General features: G+C 66.8%; 17 protein-coding genes. 6 read left to right on the forward strand and 11 right to left on the reverse strand.

The window, feature by feature from the left end:
- Nucleotides 1-125 precede the first annotated feature (125 nt).
- The 4 genes from V6M87_RS09745 (at nucleotide 126) to V6M87_RS09760 (ending at nucleotide 4,194) form a co-directional block, all read left to right on the forward strand.
- Entirely contained in the window at nucleotides 126-1,727 is a 1,602-nt protein-coding gene (locus tag V6M87_RS09745; protein ID WP_332876418.1) for an ATP-binding protein, read from the forward strand.
- Entirely contained in the window at nucleotides 1,724-2,350 is a 627-nt protein-coding gene (locus V6M87_RS09750; RefSeq protein ID WP_332876419.1) for a response regulator transcription factor, read from the forward strand. Before V6M87_RS09745 ends, V6M87_RS09750 begins: the two co-directional genes overlap by 4 nt.
- A 65-nt stretch (nucleotides 2,351-2,415) precedes the next feature.
- Nucleotides 2,416-3,318 (forward strand): LysR family transcriptional regulator, encoded by a 903-nt coding sequence (locus tag V6M87_RS09755; RefSeq protein ID WP_332876420.1) that lies wholly within the window; start codon nucleotides 2,416-2,418, stop codon nucleotides 3,316-3,318.
- Nucleotides 3,319-3,321: 3 nt separating this feature from the next.
- Nucleotides 3,322-4,194: a LysR family transcriptional regulator gene (locus V6M87_RS09760; protein ID WP_332876421.1), complete on the forward strand. Its 873-nt coding sequence runs from the start codon at nucleotides 3,322-3,324 to the stop codon at nucleotides 4,192-4,194.
- On the opposite strand, the gene V6M87_RS09765 is transcribed toward V6M87_RS09760, so the two are convergent.
- From V6M87_RS09765 to V6M87_RS09795, 7 genes are read right to left on the reverse strand one after another with little or no spacing between them, the layout of a single operon-like run.
- Nucleotides 4,166-4,885: a class I SAM-dependent methyltransferase gene (locus V6M87_RS09765; protein ID WP_332876422.1), complete on the reverse strand. Its 720-nt coding sequence runs from the start codon at nucleotides 4,883-4,885 to the stop codon at nucleotides 4,166-4,168. The genes V6M87_RS09760 and V6M87_RS09765 overlap by 29 nt on opposite strands.
- Complete coding sequence (locus V6M87_RS09770) at nucleotides 4,885-5,886, reverse strand: TRAP transporter substrate-binding protein (RefSeq protein WP_332876423.1); 1,002 nt, start codon at nucleotides 5,884-5,886, stop codon at nucleotides 4,885-4,887. The genes V6M87_RS09765 and V6M87_RS09770 overlap by 1 nt, the downstream gene beginning before the upstream one ends.
- Before the next feature lie 40 nt (nucleotides 5,887-5,926).
- Nucleotides 5,927-6,748: an HpcH/HpaI aldolase/citrate lyase family protein gene (locus V6M87_RS09775; RefSeq protein ID WP_332876424.1), complete on the reverse strand. Its 822-nt coding sequence runs from the start codon at nucleotides 6,746-6,748 to the stop codon at nucleotides 5,927-5,929.
- A gap of 8 nt (nucleotides 6,749-6,756) precedes the next feature.
- Nucleotides 6,757-8,115, reverse strand: coding sequence for an MmgE/PrpD family protein (locus V6M87_RS09780; protein WP_332876425.1), 1,359 nt, complete (start codon nucleotides 8,113-8,115; stop codon nucleotides 6,757-6,759).
- Nucleotides 8,116-8,125: 10 nt separating this feature from the next.
- Entirely contained in the window at nucleotides 8,126-9,304 is a 1,179-nt protein-coding gene (locus V6M87_RS09785; protein WP_332876525.1) for a CaiB/BaiF CoA transferase family protein, read from the reverse strand.
- A gap of 21 nt (nucleotides 9,305-9,325) precedes the next feature.
- Nucleotides 9,326-10,486, reverse strand: coding sequence for an acyl-CoA dehydrogenase family protein (locus V6M87_RS09790; RefSeq protein WP_332876426.1), 1,161 nt, complete (start codon nucleotides 10,484-10,486; stop codon nucleotides 9,326-9,328).
- Nucleotides 10,487-10,507: 21 nt separating this feature from the next.
- Entirely contained in the window at nucleotides 10,508-11,356 is an 849-nt protein-coding gene (locus tag V6M87_RS09795; protein WP_332876427.1) for an FAS1-like dehydratase domain-containing protein, read from the reverse strand.
- Nucleotides 11,357-11,467: 111 nt separating this feature from the next.
- Between V6M87_RS09795 and V6M87_RS09800 the strand changes: the two genes are divergently transcribed.
- Nucleotides 11,468-12,409 carry a LysR substrate-binding domain-containing protein gene (locus V6M87_RS09800; protein WP_332876428.1) on the forward strand — a complete coding sequence of 314 codons (942 nt, stop codon included), beginning with the start codon at nucleotides 11,468-11,470 and terminating at the stop codon, nucleotides 12,407-12,409.
- On the opposite strand, the gene V6M87_RS09805 is transcribed toward V6M87_RS09800, so the two are convergent.
- From V6M87_RS09805 to V6M87_RS09820, 4 genes are all read right to left on the reverse strand, one after another.
- Nucleotides 12,381-13,070: an alpha/beta fold hydrolase gene (locus V6M87_RS09805; protein ID WP_332876429.1), complete on the reverse strand. Its 690-nt coding sequence runs from the start codon at nucleotides 13,068-13,070 to the stop codon at nucleotides 12,381-12,383. The genes V6M87_RS09800 and V6M87_RS09805 overlap by 29 nt on opposite strands.
- Entirely contained in the window at nucleotides 13,067-14,161 is a 1,095-nt protein-coding gene (locus V6M87_RS09810) for a sensor histidine kinase (RefSeq protein ID WP_332876430.1), read from the reverse strand. Before V6M87_RS09810 ends, V6M87_RS09805 begins: the two co-directional genes overlap by 4 nt.
- Nucleotides 14,162-14,287: 126 nt before the next feature.
- A complete protein-coding gene (locus V6M87_RS09815) occupies nucleotides 14,288-16,072 on the reverse strand; it encodes a putative bifunctional diguanylate cyclase/phosphodiesterase (protein WP_332876431.1) in 1,785 nt (594 codons plus the stop codon).
- Between the two features lie 195 nt (nucleotides 16,073-16,267).
- Entirely contained in the window at nucleotides 16,268-16,651 is a 384-nt protein-coding gene (locus V6M87_RS09820) for a VOC family protein (RefSeq protein ID WP_332876432.1), read from the reverse strand.
- 81 nt (nucleotides 16,652-16,732) lie between these two features.
- Here V6M87_RS09820 and V6M87_RS09825 point away from each other — a divergent pair, with 81 nt between their 5' ends.
- Nucleotides 16,733-18,451, forward strand: a complete 1,719-nt coding sequence (locus V6M87_RS09825; RefSeq protein WP_332876433.1) for a feruloyl-CoA synthase — start codon at nucleotides 16,733-16,735, stop codon at nucleotides 18,449-18,451.
- The last annotated feature ends 149 nt before the right edge of the window (nucleotides 18,452-18,600 follow it).

Here is an 18,600-nt window from a genome sequence, read left to right on the forward strand (position 1 = left end):
AATACGTCAAATTGGCGCGCCCAGCGCTGCGACGCCCCTGGCCAGGCGACGGCCCGCTGCTTGTAAGGGAAGCCCTTACGTAATTTATTGATGCACCAGGCCAATCCCGAATGCATAATGGTGCGATGCCACGCAAGTTCACCCCCACCCGCCCTGTCGAATGGCTGCTCGCTGCAGTTTTGATCGCCGTCTACGTGGTGCTGGACTGGGCCAGTTTCATGGATCCGCTGTTCGGCCTGAATATCACGCCATGGAATCCGGACCCCGCGATCGGCCTGGTGCTGTGGGTGCGCTTCGGCCGCCGCGTCGCCCTGCCCTGGTTCATCGCGCTGGTATTGGCCGAAATCATCGTGCGCCATATGCCGGCCGGTCCGGTCCTGACGGCGCTGCTCGCCGCCCAGCTGACCGTGGGATACGGCATCACCGGCGAAGTGCTGCGCCGGGTATTTTCCAAATCCACGCTGGTGAACAGCCACGAACGCCTGTTCAGGTGGCTGACCATCGTGTTTGCCGGCCTGGCACTCAACGGCGCGCTCTACGTCGGCCTGCTGGCGCTGGCGGGCCTGGTGCCGCCGGGCGCTTTCGTCACGGCGTCGGTGCGCTACATCATTGGCGACATCGTCGGCGTGGTGATGTCGATGCCGCTGCTCTGGATGCTGGTGGTGACCAGCTCGCGCGTGCGCCTGGGCGCCACCGTGCGCAGCTGGGAGAGCGCCTCTTACCTGTTGCTGGCGGCCTTCCTGGTCTGGGGCGTATTCCAGGGCAAAATCGGCACCGAGCAGTACAAGCACCTGTATTTCCTGTTCATGCCGATCGTCTGGGCCGCTGCGCGCCACGGCCTGGCCGGCACCGGCCTGGTGGCGTTCACGCTCCAGGCCAGCATCATCATGGTGGTGCGCTTCGGCGGCGCCGACGGCATCCCGTTCGCCGAACTGCAGCTGCTGGGGGCGGCCTTGTCGCTGGTCGGCTTTTTCATCGGCGTCATCGTCGACGAGCAGCGCCAGGCCACCGAAAGCCTGAAACAATCGCTGCGTCTGGCCGCCGCCGGGGAGATGGCCGCGGCCCTGGCGCATGAATTGAACCAGCCGATGGCGGCCCTGTCGGCCTATGGCAAGGCGTGCGAGCACCTCATCGCGCGCGGCGACGACAGTGCCCTGCTGGCCGACAGCATCGGCAAGATGGTGCGCGAAGCGAACCGCGCCTCGCAGGTTGTGCGCCGGGTGCGCGAATTTTTTCGCAGCGGCGCCATGCACCTCGAAGCGGGCAACGCCCACGAGATTATCGCCAGCGTCAGCGCCCAGTTCGGCGACAAATGCCGTGCCATGAACATCGCGCTGACCATCGCGGCGCCGGCGCACCTGGTGCTGCGCGTGGACCGTCTGCAGATCGAACTGGTGTTGCGCAACCTGATCGCCAACGCGGTCGATGCCGTGGCCGAGACCGCGCCGGCCGGGCGCCGCATCCACCTCAGCGCCGTGCAACGCAATGGCCAGCTGGAAGTGGCGGTGCAGGACAGCGGCAAGGGCGTCTCGCGCACCATGGCCGGCCGCCTGTTCCAGCCATTCGCCTCGGGCAAATCGAGCGGGCTGGGACTGGGCCTGGTGCTGTCGCGCCAGATCGTGGAAGCCCATGGGGGCAGCCTGTGGGCCGAAGCGGGAGGTCAGGGACTTTTCAAATTTTTGCTGCCAATGCCGAGTGAAGAACAAGACCAGATGGAACAAACATGAGTAGTCAGCACCACAATCCCGAACTGACCGTCTTCCTGGTCGACGACGACGCCGCGGTACGCGACGCCCTTGGCCTGCTGCTGGGTATCCAGGGTTACCGCATCGCCCTGTTCGCCAACGCCGAAGATTTCATCAAGGCCTGGCGCCCGGCCTGGCTCGGGTGCCTGCTGATCGATATCCGCATGCCCGGCATGGGCGGCCTGGAACTGCAGCAACGACTGAAACAGGACGGCTGCGACCTGCCGGTCATCATCATCACCGGGCATGGCGACGTCGACCTGGCGCGCCAGGCATTTCGCGCCGACGCCCACGATTTCCTCGAAAAGCCGCTCGACGAAGACAAACTGATCGGCGCCATCGACGAAGCCTTCGTCGCCGTGCGCGCACTGGCCACGGCCAGCGCGCGCCGCGCCAGCGCCCAGGCCCTGTTCCCGGCCCTGACGCCACGCGAGCGCGAGGTCATGGAACTGGTTGTGGCCGGGCGCCACAACCGCGATATCGCTGTCGTGCTCGACATCAGCGCGCGCACGGTCGAAGTCCACAAGGCGCGCCTGATGGACAAGCTTGGCGTCGACAATATTGCCGACCTGGTGCGCATGCGCCTGCTGGCCGATCCCGAGTAAGTGATACAGTCGTCCACTTTCTGAATCGCACGGCGTTGATGAACAGCGCTCACCATTCATCGCCCATGCTAAAAAACCTGAACGACCTGCAGGCACTGGTCACGGTTGCCCGAGAAGGCAGCTTTACCAAAGCGGCGGCCCGACTCGGCCTGTCCCAGTCGGCCCTGAGCCACACCGTCAGCGGCCTCGAAGCACGCCTCGGTGTGCGCCTGCTCACGCGCACCACGCGCAAAGTGGCCCTCACCGAGGCCGGCCAGCGGCTGTTCGATACGGTGGCGCCGCGCTTCGAGGAAATCGCCGGCGAAGTGGCGGCCTTGTCCGATTTGCGCGAGCGGCCGGCCGGTCGGGTGCGCATCTCGGCCGCCGAACATGCCAGCAGCACCGTATTGTGGCCTGCGCTGCTGGCGTTCCTGCCCGCCTTTCCCGACGTGCATGTCGAGATCGTCGTCGAATACGGCATGATCGACATCGTCGCCGGCCGCTTCGACGCCGGCGTGCGCCTGGGCGACCAGGTGGCCAAGGATATGGTCGCGGTGCGCATCGCCCCCGACCTGGTGATGGCGGTGGTGGGCGCGCCAGACTACCTGGCCACGCGCGCGGCCCCGCTCACCCCGCACGAACTGACCAGCCACACCTGCATCAACCTGCGCCTGTCCACGCACGGCAGCCTGTACGCGTGGGAGTTCGAGAAGGATGGCCACAAGCTCAATGTCAAAGTCGACGGCCAGCTGACCTTCAACGGCAGCAACGCCACGCTGCGCGCGGCCCTGGCCGGGTTTGGCCTGGCCTGCGTGCCTCTCGACGCCGCCCTGCCGCATATTCGGGCGGGCAAGCTGGTGCAGGTGCTGGCCGACTGGGCGCCCAGCTTCCCCGGTTATCACATTTATTATCCGAGCCGGCATGCGTCACCGGCGCTGGCGGCGCTGGTGGCGGCCCTGCGCTATGCACCTGTCCGCATTCAGGGTTGAGCCATGGCGCGCGAAAATTTCAATGAATTGCTGGCCTTCGTCACGGTGGCACGGGCCGGCAGCTTTACCCGCGCCGCCGCTGAACTGCAGGTGTCGCAGTCAGCGCTGTCACACACCATCCGCGCGCTCGAAACACGCATCGACCTGCGCCTGCTGACCCGCACCACGCGCAGCGTCGCGCCCACCGAAGCAGGCACGCGCCTGCTCGCAACACTGGCGCCGCGCTTCCAGGAAATCGAAGCCGCCCTGCTGGCCGTTACCCACCTGCGCGAGCACCCGGCCGGTTCGCTGCGGATCGGCGCGCCCACTCACGCGGCCGCAACGATCCTGCTGCCGGTGCTGGCGCGCCTGCTGCCGCGCTACCCGGATATCAGGGTGGCGATCGTGGCGCCCGACGCGCCATGCGATGCCACGATCCGCCTTGGCGAACACCTCGCGCGCGACACGGTGGCCCTGCCGATCGGGCGCGATCTGCGCATGGCGGTGGTCGGCGCGCCGGGCTACTTCGCCCGTGTGCCTGCACCCGCGCTGCCGCAACAGCTGACCAGCCATAGCTGCATCGCCCTGCGCACCGGTGCGGCCTGGACCTTCGCGCGCGACGGCTATCCGGTCAACGTGCGCGTCGACGCGCAGCTCGTTTGCGAAAATGCGGCGCAGGCGCGGCTGGCGGCATTGGCCGGCCTGGGGCTGGCGTGGGTGCTGGAGGACGTGGTGCAGGAAGATATGGCACGCGGGACCCTGGTGCGGGTGCTGGAAGACTGGTGCGCGCCGTTTGCGGGCTACCACCTGTATTACCCGCAGCGGCGCCCGCATGACGCGGCGTTCGCGCTGCTGCTCGATGCCCTGGCTAACGACGCTGCAACAGATCGACCCTGAACGGTGCCTCGAAATACACGCCCTGGTCGGTCATGTGCGCCATGAAGCGCGCGCGCACCTCGGCCAGCAATGCGGGCGCCAGCCGGTGCTGGGTGTGCGTCACGCCGATCACCGCGCGCTCGAACGCCGGCCAGTCGCGATAGCGCACGGGCGCGAGAAAAAAAGTTTGCGACAGCAGCGTGAACTGGCCGCTGGCCACGGCGCGCACGGTGGCGTCGAACGCCGCCTGGCGCACCGCCTGCTCGTTGTGAAACAGCGCCAGCAGCGCGTTGTATGCGCCCTGAAAAATCGGCTCGGAGATATACACCAGGCCCGCCGGCGCCAGCACCCGGTGCATCTCGGCGAAGGCCTCATCGAGACGATTGAGGGGCACGTGATGCAGCGACTTGAACAGGAATACGGCGTCGCAACTGGCCGCAGAACAGCCGGTGTCTTCGGCGCCGCCGAGGCCAAACCTCACGCCAGGCAGGTCGCTGATCTCGAGGTTGCGACCATGCTGCAACTGGTCCGCTTCCAGCGCGAGAATCGCACCGAACTTGCCCGTTTCGACCAGCGCGCGGGTCTGGCGCGCGGTTCCGCAGCCCAGTTCCAGAGCACGCGCGCCGGCCAGCGGCAGGGCCGCCAGCAAGCTGCGTTCATCGAGAAGCGGGCCGGGATCGGCCGCCGCGATCTGCATGGCGGCGGCGTGCATTACTTGACGGCCTGGTCGATCGCAGCGAGTGTGTCCTTGCCGACCCGGCTTTCCATTTCTTTGCGCACCGGCAGCATGGCGGTGCGCCACTGCGCTTTTTCGGCCGGGGTCAGCGTGTAGATGGTGGTCTTGCCCCATTTGCGGATACCGGCCACGGCCTGGTCGTTTTCCACCTGCGCGATGGCGTTGGCGTAGGTGGTCGATTCGGCCATGGCCTGATCGAGCTTGCTGCGAATATCGGCCGGCAGGCTGTCCCAGAACTTCTTGTTGACGATGACGGCGTAGCCGATATACCCGTGGTCGGAGATGGTCATGAACTTCTGCACTTCATGCATTTTCTGCGTGTAGATGTTCGACGGGGTATTCTCTGTCCCATCGACCACGCCGGTCTGCAGCGCCTGGTACACCTCGGAGAAGGCCATCACCTGCGGGTTCGCACCGACCGATCGGAACTGGGCGTCGAGCACCTTGGACGACTGGATGCGCATCTTCATGCCCTTGAAGTCGGCCGGCACATGCAACTGCTTGTTGGAGGTCATCTGCTTGAAGCCGTTGTTCCAGAACGCCAGGCCCTTGATACCCTTCGGTTCCAGCTTGGCCAGCATCATCTTGCCAACCGGGCCTTGCGTGGCGCGCGTCAGTGCGGCCTGGTCGACGAACAGGAACGGCAAGTCGAACACTTCGAATTCCTTCACACCCAGCGGGCCGAACTTGGCCAGCGACGGGGCCAGCATCTGCACGGCGCCCAGCTGCAAAGCTTCCATTTCTTCCTTGTCCTTGTACAGCGAGCTGTTCGCGTACAGCTCGACCTTGACGCGGCCACCGGTCAGCTTTTCGGCCAGCTCCTTGAAGCGCACGGCACCCTTGCCCTTCGGCGTATCGGTCGCCACCACGTGGCTGAACTTGATCACGATGGGCGCTGCGGCGGGGGCCTGGGCAAATGCGGTCGTACTGGCAAAGGTGGCGGCGAGGGTCAGTGCAATGAGTGTACGGCGGTTCATCTTGTCTCCAGGTGGTGATGTTGTTGTGTGTCTCTTTGTATCATGTTTCGATCGCGCCGCGACGTGTGGATTCTACTAATAGCCGCTCCGCCAGCAACAGGACAGGACGGTCGACCATCTTGCCGTCGACCGCCACCGCGGCGCCTCCGGCTTGCCGGAATGCGGCCCGCACCCGGCCCGCCCACGCCAGTTCCTCGGGCGTGGGCAAGAAGGCGGCATTCACCGCGCCGACCTGTTTCGGGTGGATGCACAGCTTGGCGCCAAAACCCAGGCCGCGCGCGTGCAGCGTGTCGCTGCGCACCAGGTCGGGGTCGTCGACTGCCACGGTGACGCCGTCGACCGGTGCGGCGATCCCGGCCACGCGCGCGGCCAGCACCAGCTGCGAGCGTGCATGCAGCAGGCTTTCGCGGCTTTCACGCAAGTCCAGGTCGGCCGCAAAATCGATCGTCCCGAACACCAGCCGCTCCACTTGCGGCGCCAGGCACAGGTCGAACGCGTTCCACACGCCGAGCGCGCTTTCTACCAGCGGCAGGATCCTGCGCGCGCCGGCAGCCGCGACCGACTTCAGGTCGGCCACCTGCTCCGCCTTCGGCAGCACGATGCCCGCCACGCCCGGATGTGCGCACAGTGCCAGGTCGGCGTCGAACCACGCGCTGCCGGCGGCGTTGATGCGCACGTAGACCGGCTGTGCGTGGCGCTCTGCATGCAGCCACGCCAGCAGGTGCTGGCGCGCGCTCGCCTTGTCGGCCGCGCCCACAGCGTCTTCCAGGTCGACGATGACGGCGTCGGCGCCGGCGGCAACGGCCTTGTCGAAACGCTCCGGCCGATCGCCGGGCACGAACAGGTAGCTACGCGCTGGCATGGTAACGGTCATGGCAACAGTTTGCCGATGACCGGCGCATCGGCCAGCGCCCAGACGCGCTGGCACAGCGCGTGCATCTCGGCGTCGGAGGCGGCGGCGCCGAAGCGCGCCAGGCGCATGGCCTTGTCCTCCAGTTCCGCGCGCGACAGGGTATTGCCCGGGTCGCCCTTCGGTTCGTCGACGCGGCCCGCGAAGGTGCGCCCGTCGACCGTCTGCACGGTCACCTTGCCGATCCAGCGCGCCGGGTAGGCGCCATCGACCTCGGCGTCGCACAGCATGCTGACCTTGTTGCGGAAGGCCACCACGCGCGCGCTGGCATACGACTGTTCGAACTCGGTCAGGCCGGCGCTGCCGAATTCGGCGATCAAGCCCAGCACGGTCCCCATCGAAAATTTCGCCTGGTGCACCGTCTGCGGATCGAGCACGGGGCCGAGCACGTCGATCGCGCCCTGGTGCACGTGGGTGGTGACGCTGGCAATATCGTCCGCCCTCAAACCGTGTGCGTCCATCACCTGCTTGAGCGCGTCGGCGGCGGGATGGGTGTGGCGGCACGATGCGTGGAATTTGAAGGACGTCTCGGCCAGGGTCCAGCGGCTGTGCAAGCGGTCGGTCAGCCTGGCCGGATCGGCATCGGTCGACATTCCGGCAGCCATGCCCTGCGGGCCTTCGAGGATATGGCGCGCGCCCGTAAAACCGTCGCGCGCCAGCATGGCCGCCGTCAGGCCAGCGGCGGCGGCGTTGGCCGTATGCAGCTGCTTGGAATCGGCTGCGTCGCGCAGGAACTCCCACAGCCCGGCAGCCGTGGTGCCGGCCGAGCCGAAGGCGTGCAGCATTTGCTCCGGCGTCAGTTTCAACAGGTGCCCGGCCGCCGCGGCAGCCGCAATCGTGCCGGCCGTGCCGGTGGTGTGGAAAATTTTATAGTGGCTGCGGCCCAGGAATTCGCCGACGCGGATGCCAACCTCGTAGCCGGCCACCACCGCGGTGAGCAGCGCGCGCCCGCTCGCACCAAGCGACTGGGCCAGCGCCAGCGCCACCGGAAACACCACCGCCCCCGGGTGGAACACCGACCCATTGTGCACATCGTCCTGCTCGGCGAAGTGGGACGACGCCGCGTTGACCATGGCGGCGAACAGCGCGCTGGTGCTGCGGCGGTTGATCAATACTTCGCAGGCACCGGTGTCGGGTCCCATCTGCTGCGCAAAAGCGGCGATGGCCTGCACCGGGCGGCCCGTTTTGCCGGCCAAAGCAGATCCTGTCCAGTCGAGCAGCAGGTCTTCGGCGCGGCTGATCACGGTGTACGGAATATCCTCGAAACGCAGGGTGGCGGCGAACGTGGCCAGCGTGCGGCTTGGGTGGGTGTCAGTCATGGACGGATCCTTAAACCGCGCCGTGCGCGCGCAAATCGGCGATGGCGCCGCTGTTGTAGCCAATTTCGGCGAGGATGGCGTCGGTATGCTGGCCCAGGGCCGGCACGCCATCCATCCGTGCTTCATACGTGTTCGGCACGCCCGGTGGCAGCAGCGCCGGCATCGGGCCGGCCGGCGTGTCGACACTGACCCAGCGGCCACGGGCCTTGAGTTGCGGGTGCGCCCACAGGTCGTGCATGTCGTTCATGTGGGCGTTGGCGATCTGGGCGTCGTCCAGGCGGGCGATGACCTGCTCGGCCGTCAGGTCGGCGAATTCAGTCCGGATGATGGCGCGCAATTCGGCCCGCGCCGCCGTGCGCGCCGCGTTCGAACTGAAACGCGGATCGCTGGCCAGCGCCGGCTGGCGCAGCACCTTGCTGCAAAATGCACCCCACTCGCGCTCGTTCTGCAGACCCAGCATGACGGTCTTGCCGTCGCCGGCCGGGAATGGACCGTAGGGATAAATGGTGGCGTGGGCGGCGCCGGCACGCGCGGGCGGCGCGGCGCCATCCATCGCGTAGTACAGCGGATAACCCATCCATTCGACCATGCTCTCCAACATCGACACATCGAGGTGGCAGCCTTCGCCGGTGCGGCCGCGGTTGATCAGCGCGGCAAGGATGTTCGAATAGGCGTACATGCCGGCGGCGATGTCGGAGATGGAGCAGCCCGCCTTGGCCGGTTCGTCGGGCGAGCCGGTGATCGACAAAAAGCCCGCTTCGCTCTGGATCAGCAAGTCGTAGGCTTTCTTGTCGCGGTAGGGGCCATCGGCGCCATAGCCGGAGATGTCGCACACGATCAGGCGCGGAAAGCGCAGCTTCAATGCCTCGTACGACAGGCCCAGGCGCGCGGCGGCGCCGGGCGCGAGGTTTTGCACCAGGACGTCGGCCGTCTCCAGCAGTTTTTCCAGGATGGCGTCGGCTTCGTCGTGCTTGACGTCCAGCGTCAGGCTTTCCTTGGACCGGTTGGTCCAGACAAAGTGCGAGGCCAGGCCGCGCGCGCGCGCATCGTAGGCGCGCGCAAAGTCGCCCACGCCGGGACGCTCGACCTTGATGACGCGCGCGCCCAGGTCAGCCAGCTGGCGCGTGCAGAACGGCGCGGCGATCGCGTGTTCAAGGGTGACGACGGTGATGCCGTCGAGTGGTCGCATGCTCATGTTCAGGCCCTCCCCTCAATACGAGCGCGGCATGCCGAGCACGTGCTCGGCCACATACGACAGGATCATGTTGGTCGAAATCGGCGCCACCTGGTACAGGCGCGTTTCGCGGAATTTGCGCTCGACGTCGTATTCAGACGCAAAGCCAAAGCCGCCGTGGAATTGCAGGCAGGCGTTGGCCGCTTCCCACGATGCGTCGGCGGCCAGCATCTTGGCCATGTTTGCCTGCGTGCCGCACGGCTGGCGCGCGTCGAACAGGGCGCAGGCCTGGTAGCGCATCAGGTTGGCCGCTTCGATGTTCACGAACGCTTTCGCAATCGGGAACTGCACGCCCTGGTTGATGCCGATCGGGCGGCCGAACACCACGCGCTCGTTGACATATTTTGTGACCTTGTCGATGAACCAGTAGCCGTCGCCGATGCATTCGGCGGCAATCAGCGCGCGCTCGGCATTGAGCCCGTCGAGGATGTAACGAAAACCCTGGCCCTCTTCGCCGATCAGGTTTTCGGCCGGGATTTCCAGGTTCTCGAAGAACAATTCATTGGTTTCGTGGTTGACCATGTTCAGGATTGGCCGCACCGTCAGACCACGGCCGATAGCGTCGCGCAGATTGACCACGAAAATCGACATGCCTTCCGATTTGCGCTTCACCTCGGCCAGCGGCGTGGTGCGCGCCAGCAGGATCATCAGGTCCGAATGCTGGACGCGCGAAATCCACACCTTCTGGCCGTTGACGACGTAGCGGTCACCCTTCCTGACCGCCGTCGTCGTGATCTTGGTGGTGTCGGTGCCGGTGGTAGGCTCCGTCACGGCCATCGATTGCAGGCGCAAGGCGCCGCTGGCGATCTGCGGCAGGTACAGGTCCTTCTGCGCTTTCGAGCCATGGCGCAGCAGGGTGCCCATGTTGTACATCTGGCCGTGGCAGGCGCCGGAATTGCCGCCGGAACGGTTGATTTCTTCCATGATCACCGACGCTTCGGTCAGCGACAGGCCGGAGCCGCCGTATTCTTCCGGGATCAGCGCGGCCAGCCAGCCGGCCTTGGTGAGGGCATTGACGAATTCTTCGGGATAGCCGCGCTTTTCATCGACGGCGCGAAAGTACGAGGCGGGAAACTCGGAACACAGGGCGCGCACGGCGTCGCGGATCTCTTCGTGGGCGTTTTGCTGCATGATCATGGGTGCATCGCTTTATAAAATTCAGATGGAGGCGGTCGCTTGCATCGCCAGCACGCCGTGGGCGTTGGCCGCCCACAGGTGGACGTGGATGCCGTCCGCGTCGAGGCGGCCATTCACGGTGAACGGTTCGGTGTCGAACAGGGGCCCGACCGCGCGGAAATCGAAGCTGCGCATGGTGGCCCCGGGCAGATGGCGGCGCACCAGGTCGGCCAGCAAGGTCGCGATCAGCGGTCCGTGCACGACCAGGCCGCGGTAGCCTTCCACGTCCGTGACGTAGGCGCGGTCGTAATGGATGCGGTGGCCGTTGAAGGTCAGTGCGGAATAGCGAAACAGCAGCACCGGGTCAGGCGTGATCGTGCGCGACCAGGTGGCGTCCTGTGGCGCCAGTTTCGGCGCCGGCGGCAGCGCGCCCGGCACGGGCGCGGCGCGATATACGATATCGTGTTCTTCGCTGATGCACAGCGTGCCGTCGACCGAGACCTCGTGCGCCACGGTCACGAACGCCAGCGCGCCGCTGGCGCCCTTCTTGACGTCGACCTGTTTTACGGTAGAGGTGCGGCTTGCGTCGATATCGATCGGCAGCGCCACGTGAAAGGCCAGCCGGCCGCCGGCCCACATGCGGCGCGGCAGCGGCACCGGCGGCAAAAAACCACCCCGTTCCGCGTGGCCGTCGGCCCCGAGCTGCGCTTGCGGCGCGGCGCTCCAGAAATACAGCCAGTGCCACAGCGGCGGCAGCGTATCCGGCAAATCGGCGCGGTCGAGCGTGGCCGCCATGGCCCGGGCCGTGCCGGCGGCGATCGGCGCGTGCGCGGTCTCGGTCTTGCCGACCCATTGCTGCAACAGGGCCAGGTCGAGTGCATCAGAAATCATGGGGCAGTCTCCTCGTTATGCAAGCAGTGTCTGCGGATAACAGGTCGTCAACAATCGGCATTTTTGGAAGGGGGGGTATGATTCTCCTGAAGTCACCCTATCAGGAACCCCATGCTGTTCGATTTGACCGACCTGCGCCTGTTCATTTTTATCGCCGAACTGAAAAGCCTGACCCGCGCCGCCGAGCGCATGCACCTGTCGCTGCCGGCCGCCAGCAACCGCGTCAAGGAGCTCGAAGCGCGCTTCGGCACACGCCTGCTGTACCGCGAAAGCAAGGGGGTGCAACTGTCTCCTGCCGGCGCGACCCTGCTGGCGCACGCCCAACAACTGATGCAGCAGGTCGAGCGCCTGCGCGCCGATATGCAGCAGTACAACAACGGCATCAAGGGGCACATCCGCATCTTCGCCAACACCACCGCGGTGACCGAATTCATGCCGCAGGTACTGGGCACGTTTCTCGCATCGCACCCGCACGTCAACGTGGCGCTGGAAGAACGCCTGAACCACGACATCGTGCGCGGGGTGCAGGACGGAACCGCCGACATCGGTGTCGCGGCCGGCCCGGTCCAGGGCCAGGGGCTGGAGATCCTCAATTTCTCCACCGACCGCCTGGTGCTGGCCACATCACGCGACCATCCGCTGGCCGGCGCTGGCACGATTCGCTTTGCCGAGACGCTCGACCACGCGCACATCGGCCTGCACGAAGGCAGCACCTTGCAGCACTTTCTCAACCAGGTGGTGCTGGACTGCGGCGAGAAACTCACCCTGCGCATCCAGGTGCGCGGCTTCGATGCGATGTGCCGCATGGTCGAGGCGAATGTCGGCATCGGCATCCTGCCGCAGTCGGCCGCCAGCCGCCACAGCCAGTCGATGCGCCTGGCGCTGGTCGAGTTGAGCGACCCGTGGGCGGTGCGCGAACGCAGCGTGGTGGTGCAAAAGCTGGACAACCTGCCGGCCTACGCGCAGGAGCTGGTGCGGCTGATTCGCGCGTCCGGCGCCGTCAACCAGGCGCTGGCAGGCGTGGTCAGCGCCGGGCCAGCCAGCTTGACATGATCGCGCCCAGCGCGGCGGGGGCTTCCAGCGGAAGCATGTGGCCGGCGCCTTCGATGAGCGCGAAATCGGCGCCGGGAATGGCGTCGGCCAGTTCGCGGCCTTCCGCCACGCTGCGCAGCTGGTCGCCGGCGCCCGTAATGACCAGCGTCGGGCAGGCGATGTCAGCGAGCGTGCCGACGTCGCCGGCGCGCACCACCGCGCTCTGCTGCTGGAACACGCCAGCGCCCAGGCGCGCACCCATGGCGCGCACGCGCTCGATCATGGCCGTGTCGTCAGCGCGCCCGGCGTGCAGCGAGGCGCGGATGGCTGCGCGCGAGAGGCCGTGGAACGCCGCCACGCTGGCCTGGCGCGCCGCGGCGATGCGCTGGCCTACGAGCTCGGGCTGGTCGGGACGCGCCGACGTCGCCACCAGGATCAGGCCCGTCACGCGCGCGGGTGCCAGGTGTGCGATCGCGCGCGCGACGTAGCCGCCCATCGAAAAACCGACCAGCGTGCATTGCGCTGGCGCGCCGGCCAGCACGGCACGCGCCATGGCCTCGATGGTGCTGCCGGTATTCAGGTGGGCATACTGGACCGGTGCGCAGGCCGGTAAATATGGCAGCAGATCGTCCCACAGCGTCTGGTCGGCCATGAAGCCGGGTACGAGCAGAAGCGGCTTCAATGCAGCGTGGCCGCCAGCGCGATCGGCAGCACGATTTCAAACCGGCTGCCGTGACCCGGACCGTTTGAGAACGCCTGCACGGTGCCGCCATGGCTGCGCGCCAGGTCCAGCGCCAGCGACAGGCCGATGCCCATGCCGCCCTTGCGCGCGAGGTCGCCCTGGTCGACCTGGGAATACAGTTTGAATATGTCGGCCAGGCGCGATGCGTCGATGCCGATACCGTTGTCGGTCACCTCGATCGTGACCTCACGGCCGGCCACGCGCACCGCGACCGCAATGGCGCCCTGCTCCTGCGTGTACTTGCTGGCGTTGACCAGGATGTTGCCGATCAGTTGGGCCACGCGCACGTCGTCGCATTCGACCAGCAGGCCGGGCGCGACCGGCGTGACGCTCAGCGCCTGGCGGCGCGCCTCGACCGACGGGCGTACCACGTCGAGCGCCACTTGCAGCACGCGCTCGAACGGCAACTGCACCTTGTGCAGCGGCAGTTCGCCGCGCGTGATGCGCGAGGCGTCGAACAGGTCGTTGACCAGCCGCCCCAGCATGCGCGCCTGGCGCGTGATGACCCCGGCCATGCGTTTCATGGTGGCGGGATTGTCGGTGCTGTCGATCAGCTGGGCCGCCGACATGATCGGCGAGAGCGGGCTGCGCAACTCGTGCGCGACGGTCGAGATGAAGGCGTCCTTGCGGCGGTCGTTCTGGCGCAGCAGGTCTTCGGCACGGCGGCGGTCGGTGATATCGACGACGACATTCACAGCCCCGGTGATATCGCCGCCGACATTCCGAATCAGGCGCGGGTGGGCCAGCACGTAGCGCCGCTCGCCGTCAGGGCGCTCGATCATGGCTTCCACGCGCCCGACTTCGCGCCTTTCGCGAATCGCAATGGCCATCGGGCATGCGTCGTGCGCCAGTTGCTCGCCATCGATGGTGTACATCGCCTTCGAGCCGCACCAGTATTCCGCGCCCAGGCGCGGCGCACGGCCCCACAGGGTGACGGCAGCCAGATTGAAATCGACCACCCGGCCGTCCAGGTCGCAGCTGTAGACGGCTTCGGGCAGATAATCGGCGAGTTGGTGTTGGCGCTTTTCCATATGCAGTAAAAGTAGGAGACAGACTAAGGCTTGGTAGGACTCGGCCTACAACCACGACTATACTCCATGACGCTCTACCGTGGGCACGTCGTTGCGGGAATGGTTGCCGGCGCGCCGGTCAAGCCATCACCCCGCCGCGCACACCAGCCGGGGCCTGGCCGGTCGCGCGTAGCGGGTGCACCATGCCGCGAAGGCCGCGGGATCCATCGGCCGGGCGAACAGGTAACCCTGGGCCTGGTCGCATGCCACGCTGCGCAGCCAGGTGGCCACCGCTTCGGTCTCGACGCCTTCGGCCACCACCGTGTGGCCGAGGTTTTGCGACAGCTTGATCATGGCGGCCACCAGCGCGCGCCGTTTCGGGTCGACGGACAGGTCGCGCATGAAGCTCTGGTCGATTTTGACCACGTTCACGGGCAGGCGCTGCAGGTAGGACAGGCTGCTGTAGCCGGTGCCGAAGTCATCGATCGCGAGGTGGATCCCGGTGGCATTGAGGCGTTCGAGGGTCGCCAGCGCCGCCTTCGGGTTCGACATCAAGGCGCTTTCCGTGATTTCCAGCGACAGGTTCGCCGCCGGCAAGCCATGGCGCGCGAGGCCGGCCGCCACGCGCGCGGCAAAATCCGGCTCCAGCAAATTGGCGGGGCTGACGTTCACCGCCAGCTGCAGAACCAGGCCGGCTGCCTGCCACGCCGCCAGCTGCGTCATGGCCGCTTCCAGCACCCAGGCGGTAGCCGCGCGCGCCATCGCGGTGCGCTCGACGATGGGGATGAATTCGGCCGGCGACACCTCACCCAGCACCGGGTGTGCCCAGCGCAGCAGCGCTTCGGCGCCGATGCACGCGCCGCTGGCCAGGTCGACCTTGGGCTGGAACACCAGGCGCAACTGGCCGGGCTGCTCCAGCGCGGCGCCGAAATCGTTGGCCAGCGCGAAGCGGCGCCGGTACACGGCATCCTGCGCCGCCGAAAAGATGCCGACGCGGCTCTCGCTGTCCTGGGCGTCGTGCGCGGCGCTGTGCATATTGCGCATCAGGTCGAGAGCGCTGCAGGCGCCGACCTGGAACGGCGCGATGCCGACGGTGGCGGTCGTCACGTAGCGCGAATTGACGGAGTGGTTGCGTTCATCGAGCCACGCTGCCAACATTTCAGCAAACGCCGTCAGAGCGGCGTCGGGCGGCGCGATAAACGCAAACTGGGTCGTCGTCAGGTGGTACACGGTGCTGTCGCTGCCCACGCTGGCGCGCAGCATGCGCACGCCTTCGCCGACGATGTCGTCCAGGCAGGATGAGCTCATGGCGTGCATGGCGTCCGCCAGCTGTGCCGGGGTGGCCAGGTTCACCAGCACGCCCAGGCGCGCTTCACCGGGCGCACGATCCATTGCCAGGTCACGCAGGTCGTCGATGAACTGCTGGCGGTTGGGCAGGCCGCTGAGCGGGTCGATGCGTCCCAGCGCGTGTTGCAATTCGATCTGCGCCATCACCATTGCGGCCAGGTCGCGCAAGGCGCGCTCCTCTTGCACGGTAACGACGCGCGCTGCGTGGCCCAGCACGCACAAGGCACCCAGCGTGAAACCGTCGCGGGTGGTCAGCGGCGCGCCCGCATAGAAACGCACGCCCTCCTGCACCAGGTAGCTGTGTTTGTGCACCGCGTCGGCGCGCAGGTCGGGCACCACCAGCATCCCGCCCGTCTCGGTGACCGTCGCGCATGGCGCACCGACGCGGGCGCGCTGGCAATGCTGCACCCCGACGCGCGACTTGAACCACTGGCGGTCCGTATCGGTCAGCGAGATGGCTGCCATCGGCACGTTGAACAATTGCGCCGCCATGCGGGTAATGCGGTCAAAGGCGTCGCAGGAGGCCGCGTCGAGCAGGTCCAGGCGGCGCAGCGCATCGAGACGCGCCGCTTCCGGGGGAAACATGGAATTCGCTTGATTCATCGGTCAATATGCCTGGCCGACACATTCGGCCCTGGATGGATTGACCAGCTTGATCAATCCGTGCATTTTCCGAAATTAGTTGGCAATAGTCAATTTAGATTTCCATAAAACATCAATAGTGACACACTATTTGGCTGCGACTGCAGGTCAACTCTGTGGCAACAGCGCCAGGAACGGTCAGGCAGCGGCGCGCTCCGCAATCTCGATCAGGTTGCCGTCCGGGTCGCGCACGTAGACCGAGCGGATCGGCCAGTTGGCGCCGGTGCGGGCGACCGGGCCCTGCTCGATGGGAATCTGGTGCCCTGCCAGCGACGCAATGGCCGCGTCGAGTGTGGTGGTGGCGATAAAGCACAGGTCGAGCGAACCGGGCGTGGGCAGGGTCGCCTTGGGCAGGAATTCGTGGCCGTATTCATGCACGTTGATTTTCTGCGTCCCGAATTTGAAAGCAATCCGCCCGCTCCCGAACGTTTCCAGGGACATGCCCAGGACGACGGTATAAAAATGGATGCAGGCTCCCTTGTCGCGCGTGGTCAGGACCAGGTGGTCGAGGTTGGCTATCATGCTGTCGCTTTCAAGTGAGTGGCTGATGCGCGAGCATAGCGCAGGTAAAATGGCCGCGCATTCTCCTACCGAAAGTCCACCATGCCCTTGCCCCCGCCGCCCACCGTTATCGCACATCGTCAGAGCGATGGCGCGTGGCTGGTCGAGTCGACCACGCCGCTCGCCCACTATCCGGTGCGCCTCACCGACTGCCTGGTGGCGGGAGCGCGGCGCCACCCCGCGCGCACCCTCGTCGCCGAGCGCGGCAGCGATGGTAATTGGGTGCGCCTGACGTATGCGCAGGCCTTGCAGAGCGCGCGCTGCATCGGCCAGGCGCTGCTGGCGCAGGGACTGTCAAGCGCGCGCCCGCTGGCGATTGTCGCCCCGAACAACCTGCGTCATTTTCAACTGGCCATGGGCGCCATGTACGCCGGCGTGGCGTATGCGCCGCTGGCCGGCGACGCGGGCCGGCTGCGCCAGATGCTGGACCTGCTCACGCCCGGCGCGGTGTATGCCGAGGACGACGGGCCCGCCAGCGCGCGCCTGTTCGCCGCCTGGCTGGCCACCGAGCCAGACAATATCGATGCCGTCAACGCGCAGGTCGATGGCGACACCGTCGCCAAGTTCCTGTTCACGTCCGGCTCGACCGGCGTCATGACCGGTCCGAAAGCCGTGATCACCACCCAGCGCATGTTGTGCAGCAACCAGCAGATGCTGCTGCAAACCTATCCCTGCCTCGGCGCCACGGCGCCGGTACTGGTCGACTGGCTGCCGTGGAGCCACACCTTCGGCGGCAGCCACAATCTCGGCATCGCCTTGTACAACGGCGGCACGCTCTACATCGATGGCGGCAAGCCGGCGCCGGGTGCGTTCGAGACCACCTTGCGCAACCTGCGCGAGATCGCGCCGACCGTGCACTTCAATGTGCCGCGCGGCTGGGATTTATTGACCACCGCGCTGGAGCAGGACGCCGACTTGCGGCGCACCTTCCTGGCGCGCTCCGAACTGCTGTTTTGCGCGGGTGCGGCGCTGGCGCCCGCAGTGGCGCAACGCCTGAACCGGCTGGCCGCGCCGCTGCACGTCGTGTCCGGCCTGGGCATGACGGAAACCGCGCCCGGCTGCCTGTTCAGTACCGGCCAGCTGGACGACCCCGGCTACGTCGGCCTGCCGGCGCCCGGCGTGCGCGTCAAGCTGGTGCCGCGCCAGGGCAAATACGAAGCCTGCTTCGCCGGCCCGCACGTCACGCCGGGCTACTGGCGGGCACCGGCGCGCACCGGCGCAGCATTCGATGACGACGGCTATTACGTCACCGGCGACGCGCTGCGCTTTGCCGATCCGCAGCAACCAGGGCTGGGCCTGGTGTTCGACGGCCGCCTGGCGGACGACTTCAAGCTCGACAGCGGTACCTGGGTCGGTACCGCTGCCTTGCGCGCGCGCGTGCTGGAGCACGGCGCACCGTACGTGCTCGATGCGGTCATCGCCGGCAGCGGACGGGCGGACGTCGCCGTGCTGGTTTTCGCGCGCATGGACGCCTGCCGCGCGCTGGCGCCCGGCGTCATTGATGCCGCCGTGCTGGCCAGCGCACCGGTGACCGCCCACTTCGCCGCCATGCTGGCGCACGTGAACGATGGCGCGCGCGGCTCGGCCGCGCGGGTGGCGCGCCTGCTGGTGCTGGCCGATGCGCCCGATGCCACGCGCGGCGAAGTGACGGCCAAGGGGTCGATCAACCACGCGGCGGTGCTGGCCAATCGCGCGGCGCTGGTCGATGCGCTGTATGACGGCAGCGCGCCTGGCCTGGTGCGCTGGGGACCGTGCGCATAGCGACGCAATCCGGCAAGGCCGAATAAACAATACATCGGCTATCTGCCTCGGGACATGGTGCCTCCCGGTCGGTAGCGGTTAGCGTGAAAGTCGAACGTCGTCGCTGTCACAATGTCTGCTTGCCAGCTAAAAACGGCCGTTGCTATGTA

Source organism: Massilia sp. S19_KUP03_FR1 (assembly GCF_036688685.1).
In the GTDB taxonomy this organism is placed as follows: Bacteria; Pseudomonadota; Gammaproteobacteria; order Burkholderiales; family Burkholderiaceae_D; genus JALYUM01.